Below are 16,570 nucleotides of genomic sequence, written 5' to 3'. Positions count from 1 at the left end.
GAATGTTTATAATGAGAAATTGAGACCCAAAAGGAACGTTCTTGCAGGCGGATACGGCAAATACTCGATACCGAGTGAAGGTATGCCATCCTGTGTGCCATCGGTATTGACTTCGGGGTCAAATCCGGTATAGCCCGTAAAGACCAAGAGATTTTGTCCGGTAATGGATATATTCAGATTTCGGATGGCCTTTCCGATGTTGCCTATATTATAACTTAGCGAGGCATTGGAAAGTTTCAGGAAATCCCCTTTTTCGAGGTACCGCGTAGAGGGTGCAGCAGAATTCGAGGTCGATTCGCCGGCTTGCGTGTCGAATACTTCTTCGGAAATATTGCGGTTGGAGAGGTTGTTTACGCCCAATACGGTGGCCATGGTATTGTTGAATAGGTAATGGCCGAACGCGCCGTGCATATTGACGGTCAGTGTAAACCTCTTATACGCAACATCCGTAGAGATGCCCAGGAGGTAATCGGGATTGGGGCTGTTTACATAAAACTTGTTCAACGCCGGGTCTACGGAGGTGCCTATCGTGCCGTCGAGTCCGCGATACATACTGGTTCCGGTTTCTGGATCGATTCCTTCGAATATAGCTAGGTACCACACGTTGAGCGGTTGACCACTGACCATGCGCTGACCCAACACACCGGAGAAACCCTGACCGCGTAGGGCCGCAGTTTCGTAGTAACCCAGCAGTCCGTTTACGTTATTTTTCAGGAAGGTTGCATTGGCGCCGATATTCCAATTCCAGTTGTCGTTTTGAACGATATTTCCGTTTAACGCCAATTCGACACCTTCGTTGATAATTTCGCCATCGAGATTTACCCACAACCGGCCACCCGGCGCAGGCTGGGCCAGCGTTTGTTCAAACAGGGCGTCTGTGGTGGTTTTGCGGAAGTAGTCGATCGAACCGGAAAGCCGGTTACGGAAAAACCCGAAATCAAGGCCCGCATTAATGGTAGATGAACTTTCCCATCTCAGGTCGGGATTGCCAAAATTCGCTTGTGTGATGCTTTGCGCCGAGAAAACAAACCGATCTTTTGACGCACCAGAGGGAAATTCCTGGTTGCCTGTCATGCCCCAGCCCAGGCGCAGTTTGAGGTTGCTGATGTGTTCGCTATCCCGGAGGAACGATTCGTTGTAGAGGTTCCACGCAAAGGCGATGGAGGGGAAGTTGGCGTATTTGTTGTTTTCGCCAAATTTAGTAGATCCGTCTCGCCGGATCGTTCCCGTAAACAGGTATCGGTCTGCAAAATTCAGGGAAACCCGCGCGAAAAATGACTGGAGTTCGTTTGTGGGACTCCGATACGAATCGACCGACCGATTGCTGGCAATCGCATAATCCAGGTAGTCGTAATAATCAAGCCCGCCTAGGTTTGAAAATCCACTTCCGCTTTCCGCATTCCAGCGGGTGTCGAAGCTCAGGTATTCGTAGCCGACTACCGCATTCAGATTCAATGAGGTAGCAATTTCTTTATTGAACGATAGCGTATGGGTAAGCTGATGGTTCATTTCCGTATTGTTGTGGATATAGGCGGAACCGTTGTTGATGTTGTTGGGATTGATCATGCCCGCGATATACCTACCTGTGCGCCGGCCTGTCTGACTGGTGAGGCTATACATCAATCTATATTCCAGTTCATCCGTAATCTTATACGACGGGGAAATGCTGGTCAATAAGGTGTTTACCGTCGACCGGTCTTTGTAGGCTGCCAATGAAGTGAGCGGATTAATGAGGGTAGGCGATTGATAAGCCAATTCACCTTCGTTGTCGTGCAGCGGCAGTGTAGGATTCCATTGCAGGGCTTGAGAGATGATATTCCCCTCAAAACCTACGCCCACATTAATCGGAGCGATATTTTCACTGTTTTGCGCCGCCAATATATTGATGTCCAGTCCCAGTTTCTTGCTTTCGAGAAATTTAAAATTACCACTCAGATTAGTTGTGAATTTCCGCAGACGGTCGGTTTCGATAATCCCGTTTTGGTTCAGGTAACCGGCTGAGAGTCGGTATTTGGCAGACTCGTTACCACCGGATACGTCCAGTGCGTAATTCTGAGTAATGGCTGTGCGGGTGATGGCGTCAAAGGCATTGACGGATCCCCCATGGTCGGCGGCTTCATCATCCGGCGTATAGAATGCAAGCGCTTGCCGAAACTGCTCCGCGCTGAGTACCTGTGGCCGGTTCAACAGGTTGGAAAAACCGGTCGAAGCCATCACATTCATCGTAGGCGTGCCGGATTGGCCGCGTTTGGTGGTAATGATGATAACGCCGTTGGCACCCCTTGAACCATAGATAGCCGTAGCAGAAGCATCCTTTAGGATGTCCATGCTGGCAATGTCGTTGGGGTTGAGGTAGGACAGTGGATTTCCATCATCCGAACCATAGCCACCGCCACCATCGCCGGGGCGGGCCGAAGTGCCTGATAGTGGAATGCCGTCTACAACAAACAAGGGGTTATTCCCTGCGCGGATGGAAGAGTTACCCCGTATCCGTACGGTGGTGGATCCCCCTGGCTGGCCGGTGTTGTTGATCACCATCACGCCCGAGGCACGTCCTTGTATCAGCTGATCGGGCGAGACGACTGTGCCCTTGTTGAAGTCTTTCGGTTGCAAAGATGCCACCGAGCCGGTCAAGTCTTTCTTTTGCGCGGTACCGTAGCCTACCACCACGACTTCTTCGAGGCTAGCCAGATCTTGCTGCATCGTGATTTCCAGCGGGCTGTTTGTCCCGGCGGTTACCTCCTGGCTTACGTATCCGATGTAGGTAAGTACCAACACGGCTGGTGTGCTAGCCACCTGCAGTGAAAACTGGCCATCATCATTTGTCAGCGTGGCATTGGTGGTTCCCTTTTCGGTGATACTCACGCCAGCAAGCGGTTCGCTGTTGGCGGTGATGACCTTTCCAGACACACGCTGTTGCTTTACCGATTCACCAGGTAAATTTGATGAAGGTTGTATTGCTTTTTTGTCTAATACGATGATTGTTTTATTGTCTACCAAATAATCCACAGGCTGGCCCTGAAAAATTTGTTCCAGGACCTTGTCGAGCGGTTGCTTGGTAACGTTTATGGTCACCGGATTGGACTGCTGTAGTTGTGCGGTTTTGACAATGAAATCCACGTCGCTCTGTTTACGGATTTCCCTGAGTATTTTCTGCAGCGAAACGTTTTGTTCCGAAAGGGTTATCTGTTGGGCAAGCGCAGACGCGGAAACCTGCATGCACGTTATGAAGATAATAAAGAGTACCAGCTTCATGAATAAAATGAACTTCAGGATGAGTGATGGAAATGCGATGCGAATGCATCCATTTCTGCAAAGAATAAAAAACATATCTTTGTGAACTTTGGGTGAATAATTGATTTGATATCAGCAAGAATTGGATTGATGATTTCCCAATGTAGTTGCCGGGGATGCTGGCGGGCATTCCCGGTTTTTAGTTGCTGCGTCGGCTATGTGTATCCTTGGTTTCTCATAATCTGTGTGTGTTTTGTGTGAAATAATCGGTTATCTGTGGTTCCTGTAGCTATTTTGGAGATGAAAGAAACAGGATGTCATTTTCGATTTTAAAAGTCAACCCCTTGGACAATTCCAATATATGCAACACTTCAGATAGATTTTTGTTGCGTGAAATCTGAGCGTTATACATGTCGTCAGACAATTCATCTTGATAGACGACCTTTACTCCATACCACCTGGCTATTTTTCGCATGATGCTTTTCAAGTTCTCATCGGCAAATATGAAATCGCCATTTTTCCAATCGATAGCAGTTTCTACATCGACATCGGCTACACGTATCCCTCGTGTATCTGCTCGGGATTGTTGGCCCGGCTTCAGCAGTGTTGCAGTTTGTGCAGTTAAGACTCGCACGGCTCCTTCGACTAACGTGGTATTCGTGGTGCGTTCATCAGCATACGCGTTTATGTTGAAATGCGTGCCCAGGACTTCTACGGTTTGGAGGTTGCTTATGACCTTAAACGGTGTTTTTTGCCCCTTTGCTTTCTTACTTACCTGGTTACTCACTTCAAAATAGGCTTCCCCATTAAGCTCCACCACCCGTTCTTCCCCCTCAAATCGGGACGGATATTTCAAGGTAGAAGCGGAATTGAGCCACACGTTGGTTCCGTCTGGAAGCGTGATTTGGTAGGTGCCTCCTTGAGGAGTAGTGAGCGTGTAAACTTGTGAACTTGTTCGTACGTTCGCTTGTTTATCCAGTACGGAGCTTCCATCAAGGTATTTAATTCCATCCCCCATGACAATGCCGCTTTGTTGGGTATTTAGATCAATTGCCTGGCCATCGGCTAACGTGAGGGTTGCTCGGTTGCCGCCTGGAGAGGCATCGTTTTTGACCACCGTCAGTTCTTTTTCTTGGTTTTGGGAATAATAGTATGCTCCCGTAATTCCCGCGACCAGCAATAGGACCGCTGCGGCTTTTAGATAAAAAAACAGTGATTTTCGGTGTTTGTTCGGTTGATTGTCGCCAAGGTTCAATTTTTTAAAAATGCGGGTTAAGGCGGCTTCGTCTGCAAGGACATCTGGATTTGTGCTACCTTGCTGCAAATACTTATCGATCAGTTGTTCAACGTACCTTTGCTCCTTGCCCGATTGGAGCATTTGCATAAAATGGGTGGCCTCTTCCGGTGTGCAGGAATTATTGAGGTATTTCTTAAGCAGCTGATGAATGTCTTGATAATCGCTCATTTACCGTTTTACCTATACTATATATACGTAGAAACAGCAGGTGTCCTCTGCTTACCGAAGAAATTTTTTAAAAAAATAGGAGGCCGAGTGTGTTTATCGGACACGACAGTTAGCTAAAATAGGCAAATCATAAGGGCAAAGATGCACGCTTGTTCCGACAGATAGTATGATTTGAGTGATTTTGTGGCTTTCACAATGTGGTCGCTGATTGTAGAGGTGGATATCCCGAGAATACGGCTGACGTCTTCATAACTTTTTCCTTCAATTTTGCACAACATATACACCAATCTTCGTTGGGGAGGAAGCTGACGGATACCCTTGGTGATAATGGCGTTGGTCTCCTTGAAAGCAATCTCATCGTCGATATGGCGGTAAGAAGATGTTGATTTTTCAATCAAATAGGCTTCCATACCGCGCTGCTTGACCTGTAAATGCAGGAAATCGTAAACTAGATGTTTGGCAATCGTGAAGAGGTATGATTTGAAAGATTTGGTTGCATCGATGCTTTCACGTTTTTCCCATACGCGCTGAAATAATTCCTGCAAGATCTCTTCTGCAATATCGGTCGATTTTACCATTTTTAAGATATTGCCGTAAAGTTTTCTGCTGTAGAAGAAGTATAATTGCTCGAAAGCTTTTATATCTCCTTTTTGCAATGAAATTAATAACCTAGATTCATCAAACTGATTATTAACCCCCATATTAGTCATCGATTTTTGTGATATCTACTTACATCTCGGAAACGCCTGTTCAACTCCGTTGTTTCTTGTGTTGTTTCATATAGCCTAAGTAAAACCAAGGAGCACAGATGCCAGTAATTGGTTATGTTTCTCCATGTAATCGCTACGGAGGAACACTCAAAGCTACGCATAAAAAAATAAGTTCACAATGTATTTGCTATAATTCCGCTTAAGGTAGATGGATTAGTGTGGAGGGAACAAATTTCCGAAGGTAGATGGTATTGCCTGAATAAGTTGCCTGGCTGGAACGACGGCCATGCCGGAATCGGTAGCCAGCCGGTCGCCGGCGGCTCCGTGCAGGTAACAGGCCAAAATAGCAGCATCGCGTGGAGGGTATCCCTGCGCAAGAAAAGCCGTCAGCATACCGGTTAATACGTCGCCCATTCCCCCGCTGGCCATCGCCGGATTGCCCGTGGGATTAATTAGCACGTTGCCATCCGGTAAGGCGATAAACGTATATTGGTTTTTTAGAAGGATAATCAGTTGAAGCGCCATAGCCTGTTCCCTGGCCGTCTGCACGCGGTCCCACCAGCTGTCGTGCGCTCCAAAGAGGCGGTCAAACTCCTTCATGTGTGGGGTAAGAATGCTATGTTTGGGCAGTCCGTCTACCAATCCTTTGTTTTGCGAAAGAAATGTAAGTGCATCGGCATCAACGACCATGGGTTTATGGGTGTGGGCCATACAATCTTCCAGCAGGGATATCCGCTGACCTAAGCCGGGTCCGATACCGATGGCATCAAACCGATCCCACATTGTCAGCAACTCCTCCTCTGTGCAATACATCACTTCAGGTAGATGCGCGTTCAACGCGGTAAGACCCGTTGGAGGAATACAGGCACTGGTAAGTCCGGCTCCGCTGTACAGACAGGCACCGCAAGCCAAAAGCGCCGCGCCAAGCGTATTTGTATCTCCCGCAATGATGAGTGCGTGGCCATAGGTACCTTTGTGGCTAAACGGCTTCCGGTTGCGATAAATCTGTTGGATATCCGATGATTCGATCAACTTGAAATCACTGGGCAGCTTTTCAATAAACGGCTCGTTCAGTCCGATATCCACTACGTGGAAGCGCTCGACAGCGTTGGCAGACTCGGGAAAGAAAAAACTGAGTTTCGGCCGTTGAAAGGAGATGACATGGTGTGCCTGTATGGTAGGTTCCTCTTGGGGCAGCATACCATCCGCGCGCAGGCCGGTGGGGATGTCTACGGCCACAATTGGTTTGCCCGCTTGATTGATGTGTTCCACCATCCGTAGCCAATCTCCCTGCAGCGGTTTGTTCAGACCTGACCCTAATAACGCATCAATTACGACGCGTTGACGAATGGCAGGCAACTCGTCGCCGGTGAAGAATTCAGTAATCGGAATGGGGGTGTTATAGAGCCGGGCAACGTTGGTGGCAAACTCATCACTTTCTCTTTCGCTAAAACGGGCAATCCATACGGCAACCCCGTCGTAGCTGTGCTCCTGCAAGAGCCGTGCGATTGCTAACCCGTCGCCTCCGTTGTTCCCCGTGCCGCAGCAAATCAATACCTGCGTGTTTTTGTCGGGATAGAGCTGCATGAAAACAGTAACAAAAGCCAACGATGCGTTTTCCATTAGATCGATGGACGCGATCGGGGTGGTTTCGATCGTATACCTATCGGCTTCCCGTGTTTGCGCTGCAGTGAGGATGGTTTTCATCTGTAAATAATTTTAATCCATCGGTCAGATGGAGCTTACCATGTTTAAAATTTACATTCCCCTGTGTGATAAAAATGAAATTTTAAACATGGACGATTCATTTCAATAGTTTCAGTTTAATGGTAATTAAAGGTACGGTATTGCAGGTATAATGTCAATATGGCGAAGGCGTAAAATTGCGAAGCCGCACTACCGTAATTTTGCATCTTCGTGAAATAGCAGCTATCTTTGTGCGTATTATCATCGACGGAGGATTCCCATGATTATTAACGATCCATTAAATCTTGCACCTGCCATCACCGAAGTGCTCGAAACGGTATTTGATCCGGAAATCCCGGTCAACATCGTTGAGTTGGGGTTGGTCTACGAAGTGATTACGAAAGCAGACGGTATTGCCAAAGTTGTGATGACGCTTACCGCTCCGGGTTGCCCGGTAGCCGGTGACATTATTGACGAAGTGCAGCGGAAGGTAGGGGAAGTAGCAGGCGTGAAGCAAGCCCTGGTGGAGCTTACCTTTGATCCACCGTGGGAGAAGAGCATGATGAGTGACGTTGCTCGGCTGGAGCTTGGGTTTATGTAGCTGCCGTTGGTTTATTTGCGGGCCTGTCTTTCCAAATCAGCTAGCGTTTTTACCGGTTTCTTCTCTACGTTGTCTTTTCCAAAAATCGCATTCCAGATGTTACGCGATTCTTTGGTGAGGAGTGGTGCTACAATGGATAAGATCAATACGTATACCACGACAAACGATTGGATAACTGGAAGGAGCTTGCCGGCCTTGCCGATGTTAGCCATGATGATGGAAAACTCACCCCGAGCAGCCAGCGTGAAACCGATGTCGACCGAGTTCCGTTTTTTCAAGCCGGAGAATCGAGCCGCAAAATAGCCAGAGGCTACGTTGCACAAGATGGTTACCAGCGCTGCAACGGAAGCCCACATAACTGCTCCGGTCAGCGACATTGGGTCGATAGAAAGCCCAAAACTGAAGAAAAACATCGCACCGAAAAAATCTTTGAAAGGCAATACCATCTGTTCGATACGCTTGATGTATTGGGAGTCTGCCAGCACCAAACCGGCCATCAAGGCACCAATGGCTTCTGCTACATGGATGGTTTCGGAGAAACCGGCGACAATAAAAAGGAGGGCAAATATGACGAGTATAAACAGTTCGGAGGTTTTTTCTTGGAGTATGCGGTCGATGGCCGGAACAAGCTTCCGGCCCAAAATGAGAAAAGCCAATATGAATCCTAGGGCGAGTAAGGAAGTGCCCGCCACGGTCCAAAACGAACTGCTACCTGTCAAGATAAGCCCGGATAGGAAGGATATGTGCATGGCGATAAATAAGTCGTCAAACATGATCATTCCCATGATTACTTCGGTCTCCGGATTGGCCGTGCGTTTGAGGTCGGTCAATACTTTGGCTACGATGGCTGTCGACGAACTTGTCATCATGCCGCACACGACCATCGTTTCTTTAAAGGGCAATCCCATCAACCAACCTATCAGTAATCCCGAACAGAAATTGAGGGCTACATAGAATGTGCCTCCTGTGACGATGGATTTTCCTGATTTGATTAATCTACCCACCGAAAATTCCAATCCCAGGTAAAACAATAGGAATAGCACCCCTAGCCTACCCATAAAGTCGATAAAAGGTTTGCTCTCGGTGAATGTAAGATCGATATTCCCGAATTGGGGTGCATGCTGTCCCAGGACCATCCCGATAAGGATGAAAAAAGGAATCACGGAAAAGCGCAATCTATTGGATATTAATCCAACAAGTGCCACCAGCCCTACGGCGATTCCAATTTCCAATATCAGGGTGTGTGACAGCATACGCTTTTGGTTTGTTGGATACTATTAGAGTATTTCTTTCAATAACTTGATGTGGCTCCTTTTTCCGGCCACGACCAGCGTGGTATCGGCTGAGATGACATAATCGGGTCCTGGATTGATGATGCTATCGCCTTCCTTTATGGCGGCAATAATGGATGCACCTGTCCGTTTGCGTACTTCCAGATCGCCGATGGATTTGCCGATGCTGGATGCACCGCTTTCCACCTTATACCATTCAATAATCAAGTCGTCCAGCGCCACTTCGATGGTTTCCAGTGCTTTGGGCTTGTAGGACAAACCACCGATGATGCCAGCCACCTGTCTGGATTCCTCGTCAGACAACGTCATCACGCACTTGGATTCGCTTTCTTCTTGGTCGTATCGGTATAGTTCCCTTCGACCGTCGTCATGAATCACCACCACCATGTTGTCGCCAGCGTCGGTTTCGATTTGATATTTTTTGCCAATACCAATCAGGTCCGATTCTCTTACAATTGACATAATAGTCTCTCCCTAAATTTAAAATTCCACAAAGATACGACTTTATTTAACAAGCGAAATCACTGAATCGCTAAGTCGCGATTTCGCGAGGTACAGTTTCGCGATTTGCAGAAAAACAATTTCTAACTTGATTTGTCAAGTTTACGGCGACTATCCAGTGCGATCAGGATAGCGCAGGCAAAACAAGTTAGACATGGCAAAGTATTCAGAAAAGGTCGGGGAAAAGGTCGAGAAATCCGTCAAGGAAATGAAAGAAGGGAAGTTAAAATCCGGTTCGGGCAAAAAAGTCACTTCCCGCAAGCAGGCAGTCGCAATCGGACTTTCCGAAGCGCGGAAAGCCGGTGCGAAGGTGCCGAAAAAGAAAGGGTAACGGAATAGTAATTAGCTTAGCGAACCACTTCTCTTACGCGTTCACCGTAGCTATCCGTTTGTTCAGCGGGAATCCCCAGAAGCTGGTACCACTTGCGGAAGGCCCCGACAAAAACAAAGGCCATTAACAGCATGGCTAAAATAGCCAGACTGGCCAATAGGTATTGCCCATTGGGCAAATAAATGTCGACTACCTGAAGGTACCCAGCCCAGAAGGTAATGGCGGCCATAAATATCCCTGGTATGGCCGAAACCAGCGCGTATTTACCGCGGTTTAGCCGAATGAGCATGGTTGTACATACGATTAGACCGCATGCCGCTAATAGCTGATTACTGATTCCAAATAGCGGCCAAATGCTGCTTACGTTGCCGGTATAAACCAGGTATCCCCAACAGAATGTGAAAATCACGCTACTGATAATCATACCGGGTACCCAATTTTTGTCGCCAAATTTGGGGATGACCGTTCCCAGCATCTCCTGTAGGAAGAAGCGTCCCACGCGTGTACCCGCGTCAATGGCGGTGAGGATAAACACCGCCTCAAACATGATGGCAAAGTTGTACCAATAGGCCATCACTTCATCCATAAACGGAATGCGGTTGAAAATATGCGCCATACCGACGGCGAGCGATACGGCTCCTCCGGTACGACCTTGAAGTTCCACACCGATTTTTTCCACGAAATGCGGTAAATCCACCTGGTGGAGGGCTGGGTTAGCTGCTAGGAAGCCTTCATAGGCCTGCGTGGGCGTATTAATGGCAAAATAGTCGCCCGGCATAAGCGTACAGGCGGCGATCAACGCCATTAATGCAACAAAGCCCTCTACCAGCATCGCTCCATAGCCAACAAATAAAATATCTTTTTCGTTCCCGAGCATTTTCGGAGTGGTGCCGGTGGCGATGATGGCATGGAAACCGGAGATGGCACCGCAGGCAATGACGATGAAAATGAATGGCAGCACCGGCCCGCCGATGATGGGGCCGCCACCTGCGGCGAATTCGGTGATGGCCGGCATTTCCAGTGTAGGATGTACGAATATAATGCCCACAGCCAGCATCAGAATGGTGCCGATTTTCAAGTAGGTAGAAAGGTAATCACGCGGTACCAGCAACAGCCATATGGGCAATATGGAGGCCAATAGGCCATAGACGGCAATGGCAATGGAAATTGTCTGGATATTCCAATGAAAGAGATTGCTGATGGTTTCGTATTGCATCAGGCCGTGGCCACCAATGATACCGATGAGGAGGAGGACGCCTCCCAGTATACTGGCAAAGGTAACGCTGTTTTGCCGGTATCGCATAATCAGGCCCATGATGATCGCTATTGGCATGGTAATCAGTACGGTGAACAACGACCAAGAGGCTTCGTGCATGGCACTGATGCATGCAAGTGACAGCCCTGCCAGTGTGAGGACCAATATAAATAGTACGGCCACTCCGGCAACCATGCCGGTAGTTGTGCCGATTTCCTTTGATGCAATGGTGGCCAGACTTTGTCCCTTGTGCCGTACGGAGGCAAAAAGTACCACCATATCATGTACCCCGCCCCCCAGTACACAGCCGATCAGGATCCATAATGCTCCGGGGAGATAGCCGAACTGTGCGGCGAGCACCGGCCCCACCAATGGCCCTGCCGCAGCGATAGCCGCAAAATGGTGGCCGAACAGTACGTTCCGGTTGGTGGCTACGTAGTCCCGTCCGTCGGCAAGTGATACCGCTGGCGTCAAATTGTTTCCATTGAGGCGCAATACCCGGTGGGCCATGAAGATGCCGTAAAACCGATAAGCGATGGCCAGAATCAAAAGTGCTACAAATACTAAGGTTAGGGCATTAACCCCATCTAAAAATTCCATGTATAGAATCAATCAATTGGTATTCGGCAAATATATCATTTATCGGTAAAAACGCGACGATAAAACTGCCTAATCGTTGGTCTGCTCAAAAAAAAAGATTTTTTCGGTAAGTTACTATTTTTCCCTACCTTTGTCTTAGGTTTAGGTTGATAGCCCCTAACCCCATTGGGGCGGAGCCCCGTTTCCTTTCATGGAACGGGGTTCTTTTTTTACGCTTTAGATAGCCGATCGATGCGTTCGTGGATCAACTGCTGCTCCGGTATTGTTCTAGCCTGTTCAAGAGCACGCTTTAGGTAAATAATAGCTTCCTGTGGATGGGTATGCTGTAGCAATTCGGCTAATAATACCCAATAAAAATGATTGGTTTCTAATTGGAGTTTGCGTGCTTCCGGCAACGCTTTTGCTGCACCGCGGGCGCGGTAAAGTGCGTAAGTCCGATTCAAAGCCAATGCCGGGCTGTATTGCAACATCAGCAACTGGTTATGCAGCTGAAGGATTTTTTCCCATTTATCGGGGCCGTCGCCCGGGAGGCAGTGCAACTGGGCAATACGGGCTTCCAAGTGATAGGAACTTAGTCTGTTACCCCGTGCGGAACGGTCAAGGTATTGGATGCCCTGTGCGATGAGGTCGGCATCCCATTTACGCCTATCCTGTTGGCCATATAATACGATGCCGCCGTCGGCGGTCTGCCGTGCATCAAAACGGGAGGCATGAAAACACATCAGTGCCAGCAATGCCTGCGTTTCAGGACGGTTGGTGAGTTCGCTTTCCGTAAGGAAAAGAGCCAATCGCATCGCTTCCAAACAAAGCTCCCTGCGGATTACCTCATCTTGGGTACGTGAATAATATCCTTCGTTAAAAAGCAGGTAAATGATGTGTAATACACGATTGAGGCGGTCGGCAATTTCCGGCTCGGGCGGAAGTTCCATACGAACACCTTCCGTACGTAGCTTCGCCTTGGCACGGACCAACCGCTTATTGATCGTCTCTTTATTGGTGAGGAAGGCCATGGCGATTTCGTCGATGCCAAATCCACACAATACGCGGAGTGCGAGGGCGATTTGGGCTTCGCCAGCGATCAATGGCGTACAGATTGCGAAAAACAGCTTCAATTGGCTATCCCGGATATATTGAGGCGAAAAATCGATCTCTGGAGACGATGTAGCCAATTCCGCGGATGCGGTGAGTGCGGGCGCCACCTTCTTGGCATAGATGTTCTCACGGCGGAAATGGGCCAGTGTTTTTTGCTTTGCTACCGCGTACAACCAAGCCGTTGGGTTAGGAGGTAAGCCATCCGTTGTCCAATGCTCGGTTGCTGATAGGAACGTATCGGACACCAGGTCCTCGGCAATCTCCACATGCGCCAATCCGTATCGGCTGCTGATGACGGCGACAATCTTCGAAAATTCCTGCTGAAACAATTGTTTCAGCAGGAACTGGGTATCCGGTGATGTCGGCACTAGGCAGGCGATTCTTGATAAATCGGCCTTATTTCTACGCTTCCGCCGGTTTCCAATACTGGGCAGCCGTGTGCTAAGGTTACCGCCTCATCGTAGTCTGCGGCACGTACAACCATAAAACCACCCAAGATTTCACGTAGCTCGGCAAACGGACCGTCGGTAACCACGCCGCTGGATTTCAACACCCGGCCATCGTACGCCAGACGGATGCCCTGACTGGCCAATTTCCCTTGGGCAGCGATTCCGCCCGTCCAATCGGCCCATTTTTTCTCCAGTGCTTCCATGGCTTCGGGTAGGGGTTTCTGATAACTGCCGGTAGGTTGCCTGAATAGAATAACGAACTCTTTCATCTTCGTTTAAATTTAGTGCGCTGTGGCAAACTGGCCAGGTACATAGCTGCCAGCTTCTCCCGGCAACGCAACATTCAGCCGGTTATAACTGTTGATGGCAATGATGCCAATTGTCAAATCGATAAACTCCGCTTCCGAAAAATGAGCAAGGGCTTCGCCATATACGTCGTCGCTCAGGGGATTTGCTGCGATGCGCGTGAGTGCTTCGGCATACCCCAGGGCTGCTTTTTCCCTTGCGGAGTATTGCGGGGCATCGCGCCATGCGGCAATCATATGCAAACGTTGTTCGCTTTCGCCGGCAACTCGTAGATCCTTGGAATGCATATCGAGGCAGAAAGCACAGCCATTTAGTTGTGAAACGCGGAAATATACGAGATGCAGCAGGTTGCTGTCAAGGGTTGATTTGCCTAGATACATCGCAAATCCGCCTAGTGCTTTGATTGCGTGCTGGGCTTTTTGCCAGCCATTGATTCGTTGTGTCATTTTTTTTCGTGTTTTATTAGTGAACAAATACACCGATATAATGCACGGGCAAAAAGAAATAGGACAGCAACGATTAAATTTTTTTATTCGGTGGCGTCCACCAGCCGGTATCCGCCGCTTTCCTTTGGTTGGGGCCGTCCAATTGCGATATTGGTGGAATGATACATCAGGAAAATCCAGCCTTCGACACTTCCCTGATCCCAGTATTGCTGGCGCAAGGCCATTGAACGGCGTCCATCGTAATCGTATTTAGCAGCAAATTGCCGAAAAAATTGCTCAGGTTCGGGCGCTTCGTCGCCACCGTAGAAGTAATGTTCGCCCCCGACGTGAATATGGAAAACCTGGTGATGGGGCGTGTGCCCCCCCGAAACTTCGTAGCTGATTTCGTTATTCAGCGTGCCATCACCGTCGACCAGTACCAGATTACCACTTCGCTGCAATACGTCAAAGATTTCTGTTTTGTAGGAATCCGATTTGCCGCTGTAGGCATCTTCCCATTCGCCCTGCTGCACCACATATTCGGCATCTGGGAAGGCCAATCGGAAATTTCCCTCTTTCTCCACGACCATGCCGCTTGCGTGATCTTTATGTAGATGAGATAGGAGAACATACCGAACGTCACCAGGGTCGAAGCCGACTTTCTGGATGTTGTCATGCAGTTGTAATCCGCCTTCGGGATTGGTGTGCCCAATGCCTGTATCGAGCAGGAGCAACCCGTTTGCCGATTCGATCAGAAACGGGTGTACGTGGATAAATATCGAACCCGGGCGATCCTTTTTGCTGTCTTTGCTGGCATCAAATGGAATGAATTTTTTGGAAGCGTCTACGGAAAATGAACCTTCGAATAAGGAATATGCTTGCATGTTTTTATCTTTACCCCTTCGTAGTGAGCAAAGATATGCAAAAAAGATGGGCAATCGCTTCATGTTCTGACCGGATGGCGTCACAAAGGCTTCGCAAGGAGCTCGGTATCCATAAGATATTGGCAGACTTGCTGATAAATAGAGGAGTGGGTACGTTTGAAGACGCCCGGCGGTTTTTCCGTCCGGATTTGTCCGCATTACATGACCCATTTTTGATGCGGGATATGGACAAGGCTATTGCCCGCATTGAGCAAGCTATAGGTAATAAAGAAGGAGTGCTGATTTACGGCGATTATGATGTAGATGGTACGACTGCCGTAGCGGTGGTGTATAATTTTTTCCGCCAGTTCCATTCCCGTCTGGAGTTTTATCTTCCCGACCGGTACGCTGAAGGATATGGTATCTCTACGCAAGGCATCGATTATGCGGCTGAAAATGGTTTCTCGCTCATTATTGCACTGGATTGCGGTATCAAAGCGCTGGACAAGATAACCTATGCCCGTGAACGGGGCATTGATTTTATCATCGGAGATCACCATCTGCCGGGAGATCAGCTGCCTGCGGCCGTTGCGGTGCTCGACCCCAAGCGCACGGATTGTCCGTACCCCTATAAGGAACTGCCTGGGTGCGGTATTGGTTTCAAGATTATCCAGGCGTTTATCCAGAAAAACAACATGGATATTCAGCAGTGTTACCAGTACCTGGATTTAGTAGCGGTGGGCATTGCTTCGGATATCGTGCCCATTACGGGAGAAAACCGTGTGCTTGCCCATTTTGGATTGCAAAAACTAAATACAAACCCTTGTTGCGGGTTGCAATCGTTAATTGATCTGTCGACCCATAAAAGCAGTCATTTTACGGTTAATGACATTATTTTCCAGATCGGACCGCGTATTAATGCCGCCGGGCGAATCGATCATGCGAAGGATGCTGTCAAACTGTTGGTTTCTAAATCGATGCAGGAAGCTTTCGTGTACAGCAGCAGCATTGATCTGCAAAACTCACAACGGAAGGATTTTGATATTCGTATTACCGAGGAGGCGCTGGCGATCATCGACGGAGACGACATCCTGAAGCAACGTAAAACGACCGTGGTTTTTAAGCCGGATTGGCACAAAGGGGTCATCGGTATTGTGGCTACGCGCCTCACGGAAAAATACTACCGCCCGACCGTAGTACTTACCCAGGCCAACGGACATGTATCGGGATCTGCCCGGTCGGTAGTGGGCTTCGATTTGTATCAAGCGCTTAATTCATGTGCCGATTTGCTTGACCAGTTTGGGGGCCACAAATACGCGGCGGGACTGACCATGAAACCGGAGAATATTGCGTTGTTTGAGCAACGTTTTGAAGAAGTAGTGTCTGCCAGTATTTTACCCGATATGCTGCAGCGCGAAATTGGGATTGATGCCGTGTTGCAACTGTCGGATATCAACGCCAAATTTTTCCGTATTTTGCGGCAATTCGAACCGTTTGGTCCGCAGAACGAAGCACCCTTGTTTCTCAGTAATCAGGTGAATGCTGTTGGGAATGCAATGGTGGTAGGCGGAAGTCACCTAAAAATGACCGTGATGCAATTGGGATCGGCAACTTTTGAGTGTATCGGATTTGGATTGGGTGAATATGCAAAAGCGATCAACAGGGGTGTGCCCTTTGATATCTGCTATACCATCGAGGAAAATGTATGGCGGGATAAACGGAGTATCCAATTGAATGTGAAGGATATTAGGTTTTAAGTG

Annotated in this window: 14 protein-coding genes; 3 read left to right on the top strand and 11 right to left on the bottom strand. The window is 48.5% G+C overall.

What is annotated here, in order from left to right; genetic code table 11:
• Positions 1-6 precede the first annotated feature (6 nt).
• The 4 genes from BMZ56_RS04575 to BMZ56_RS04560 form a co-directional block, all read right to left on the bottom strand.
• Positions 7-3,330, bottom strand: a complete 3,324-nt coding sequence (locus BMZ56_RS04575; RefSeq protein ID WP_256213787.1) for a SusC/RagA family TonB-linked outer membrane protein — start codon at positions 3,328-3,330, stop codon at positions 7-9.
• Between the two features lie 193 nt (positions 3,331-3,523).
• A complete protein-coding gene (locus tag BMZ56_RS04570) occupies positions 3,524-4,699 on the bottom strand; it encodes a FecR family protein (protein ID WP_090624774.1) in 1,176 nt (391 codons plus the stop codon).
• A gap of 113 nt (positions 4,700-4,812) precedes the next feature.
• Positions 4,813-5,409, bottom strand: coding sequence for an RNA polymerase sigma factor (locus tag BMZ56_RS04565; protein ID WP_090624772.1), 597 nt, complete (start codon positions 5,407-5,409; stop codon positions 4,813-4,815).
• Positions 5,410-5,622: 213 nt separating this feature from the next.
• On the bottom strand, positions 5,623-7,116 hold the full coding sequence (locus BMZ56_RS04560; RefSeq protein ID WP_090624770.1) for an NAD(P)H-hydrate dehydratase: 1,494 nt from the start codon (positions 7,114-7,116) through the stop codon (positions 5,623-5,625).
• A 259-nt stretch (positions 7,117-7,375) separates the two neighbouring features.
• Here BMZ56_RS04560 and BMZ56_RS04555 point away from each other — a divergent pair, with 259 nt between their 5' ends.
• Positions 7,376-7,696: an iron-sulfur cluster assembly protein gene (locus tag BMZ56_RS04555; protein WP_177195029.1), complete on the top strand. Its 321-nt coding sequence runs from the start codon at positions 7,376-7,378 to the stop codon at positions 7,694-7,696.
• 11 nt (positions 7,697-7,707) lie between these two features.
• On the opposite strand, the gene BMZ56_RS04550 is transcribed toward BMZ56_RS04555, so the two are convergent.
• Positions 7,708-8,949 (bottom strand): cation:proton antiporter, encoded by a 1,242-nt coding sequence (locus BMZ56_RS04550; RefSeq protein ID WP_090624766.1) that lies wholly within the window; start codon positions 8,947-8,949, stop codon positions 7,708-7,710.
• A 24-nt stretch (positions 8,950-8,973) separates the two neighbouring features.
• Positions 8,974-9,450: a cation:proton antiporter regulatory subunit gene (locus BMZ56_RS04545; protein WP_090624764.1), complete on the bottom strand. Its 477-nt coding sequence runs from the start codon at positions 9,448-9,450 to the stop codon at positions 8,974-8,976.
• A gap of 193 nt (positions 9,451-9,643) precedes the next feature.
• Between BMZ56_RS04545 and BMZ56_RS25560 the strand changes: the two genes are divergently transcribed.
• Positions 9,644-9,820: a DUF6496 domain-containing protein gene (locus tag BMZ56_RS25560; protein WP_177195028.1), complete on the top strand. Its 177-nt coding sequence runs from the start codon at positions 9,644-9,646 to the stop codon at positions 9,818-9,820.
• Between the two features lie 16 nt (positions 9,821-9,836).
• Here BMZ56_RS25560 and BMZ56_RS04540 read toward each other — a convergent pair whose 3' ends face one another.
• From BMZ56_RS04540 to BMZ56_RS04520, 5 genes are all read right to left on the bottom strand, one after another.
• Complete coding sequence (locus BMZ56_RS04540; protein ID WP_090624762.1) at positions 9,837-11,675, bottom strand: carbon starvation CstA family protein; 1,839 nt, start codon at positions 11,673-11,675, stop codon at positions 9,837-9,839.
• Between the two features lie 209 nt (positions 11,676-11,884).
• Positions 11,885-13,135: an RNA polymerase sigma factor gene (locus BMZ56_RS04535; protein ID WP_090624760.1), complete on the bottom strand. Its 1,251-nt coding sequence runs from the start codon at positions 13,133-13,135 to the stop codon at positions 11,885-11,887.
• Positions 13,135-13,485, bottom strand: coding sequence for a YciI family protein (locus tag BMZ56_RS04530; protein WP_090624757.1), 351 nt, complete (start codon positions 13,483-13,485; stop codon positions 13,135-13,137). The genes BMZ56_RS04535 and BMZ56_RS04530 overlap by 1 nt, the downstream gene beginning before the upstream one ends.
• A 12-nt stretch (positions 13,486-13,497) precedes the next feature.
• Positions 13,498-13,968: a carboxymuconolactone decarboxylase family protein gene (locus BMZ56_RS04525; RefSeq protein ID WP_090624754.1), complete on the bottom strand. Its 471-nt coding sequence runs from the start codon at positions 13,966-13,968 to the stop codon at positions 13,498-13,500.
• An 83-nt stretch (positions 13,969-14,051) separates the two neighbouring features.
• Positions 14,052-14,831 carry an MBL fold metallo-hydrolase gene (locus BMZ56_RS04520; protein WP_090624752.1) on the bottom strand — a complete coding sequence of 260 codons (780 nt, stop codon included), beginning with the start codon at positions 14,829-14,831 and terminating at the stop codon, positions 14,052-14,054.
• Positions 14,832-14,866: 35 nt separating this feature from the next.
• Between BMZ56_RS04520 and recJ the strand changes: the two genes are divergently transcribed.
• Positions 14,867-16,567, top strand: coding sequence for a single-stranded-DNA-specific exonuclease RecJ (gene recJ, locus BMZ56_RS04515; protein WP_090624750.1), 1,701 nt, complete (start codon positions 14,867-14,869; stop codon positions 16,565-16,567).
• Positions 16,568-16,570 lie beyond the last annotated feature (3 nt).

This window comes from Parapedobacter indicus, assembly GCF_900113765.1.
Lineage (GTDB): Bacteria > Bacteroidota > Bacteroidia > Sphingobacteriales > Sphingobacteriaceae > Parapedobacter > Parapedobacter indicus.
Note: the sequence above shows the minus strand (reverse complement) of the source record. Positions and strands in the feature narration are given on the sequence as shown.

What these genes read in the sequence shown, in the direction of transcription:
- BMZ56_RS04530 (WP_090624757.1), bottom strand. Translation starts at nt 13,485, where the DNA reads ATGAAAGAGTTCGTTATTCTATTCAGGCAACCTACCGGCAGTTATCAG.
- BMZ56_RS04540 (WP_090624762.1), bottom strand. Translation starts at nt 11,675, where the DNA reads ATGGAATTTTTAGATGGGGTTAATGCCCTAACCTTAGTATTTGTAGCA.
- BMZ56_RS04550 (WP_090624766.1), bottom strand. Translation starts at nt 8,949, where the DNA reads ATGCTGTCACACACCCTGATATTGGAAATTGGAATCGCCGTAGGGCTG.
- BMZ56_RS25560 (WP_177195028.1), top strand. Translation starts at nt 9,644, where the DNA reads ATGGCAAAGTATTCAGAAAAGGTCGGGGAAAAGGTCGAGAAATCCGTC.
- BMZ56_RS04575 (WP_256213787.1), bottom strand. Translation starts at nt 3,330, where the DNA reads ATGTTTTTTATTCTTTGCAGAAATGGATGCATTCGCATCGCATTTCCA.
- recJ (WP_090624750.1), top strand. Translation starts at nt 14,867, where the DNA reads ATGCAAAAAAGATGGGCAATCGCTTCATGTTCTGACCGGATGGCGTCA.
- BMZ56_RS04570 (WP_090624774.1), bottom strand. Translation starts at nt 4,699, where the DNA reads ATGAGCGATTATCAAGACATTCATCAGCTGCTTAAGAAATACCTCAAT.
- BMZ56_RS04560 (WP_090624770.1), bottom strand. Translation starts at nt 7,116, where the DNA reads ATGAAAACCATCCTCACTGCAGCGCAAACACGGGAAGCCGATAGGTAT.
- BMZ56_RS04520 (WP_090624752.1), bottom strand. Translation starts at nt 14,831, where the DNA reads ATGCAAGCATATTCCTTATTCGAAGGTTCATTTTCCGTAGACGCTTCC.
- BMZ56_RS04525 (WP_090624754.1), bottom strand. Translation starts at nt 13,968, where the DNA reads ATGACACAACGAATCAATGGCTGGCAAAAAGCCCAGCACGCAATCAAA.
- BMZ56_RS04565 (WP_090624772.1), bottom strand. Translation starts at nt 5,409, where the DNA reads ATGACTAATATGGGGGTTAATAATCAGTTTGATGAATCTAGGTTATTA.
- BMZ56_RS04555 (WP_177195029.1), top strand. Translation starts at nt 7,376, where the DNA reads ATGATTATTAACGATCCATTAAATCTTGCACCTGCCATCACCGAAGTG.
- BMZ56_RS04545 (WP_090624764.1), bottom strand. Translation starts at nt 9,450, where the DNA reads ATGTCAATTGTAAGAGAATCGGACCTGATTGGTATTGGCAAAAAATAT.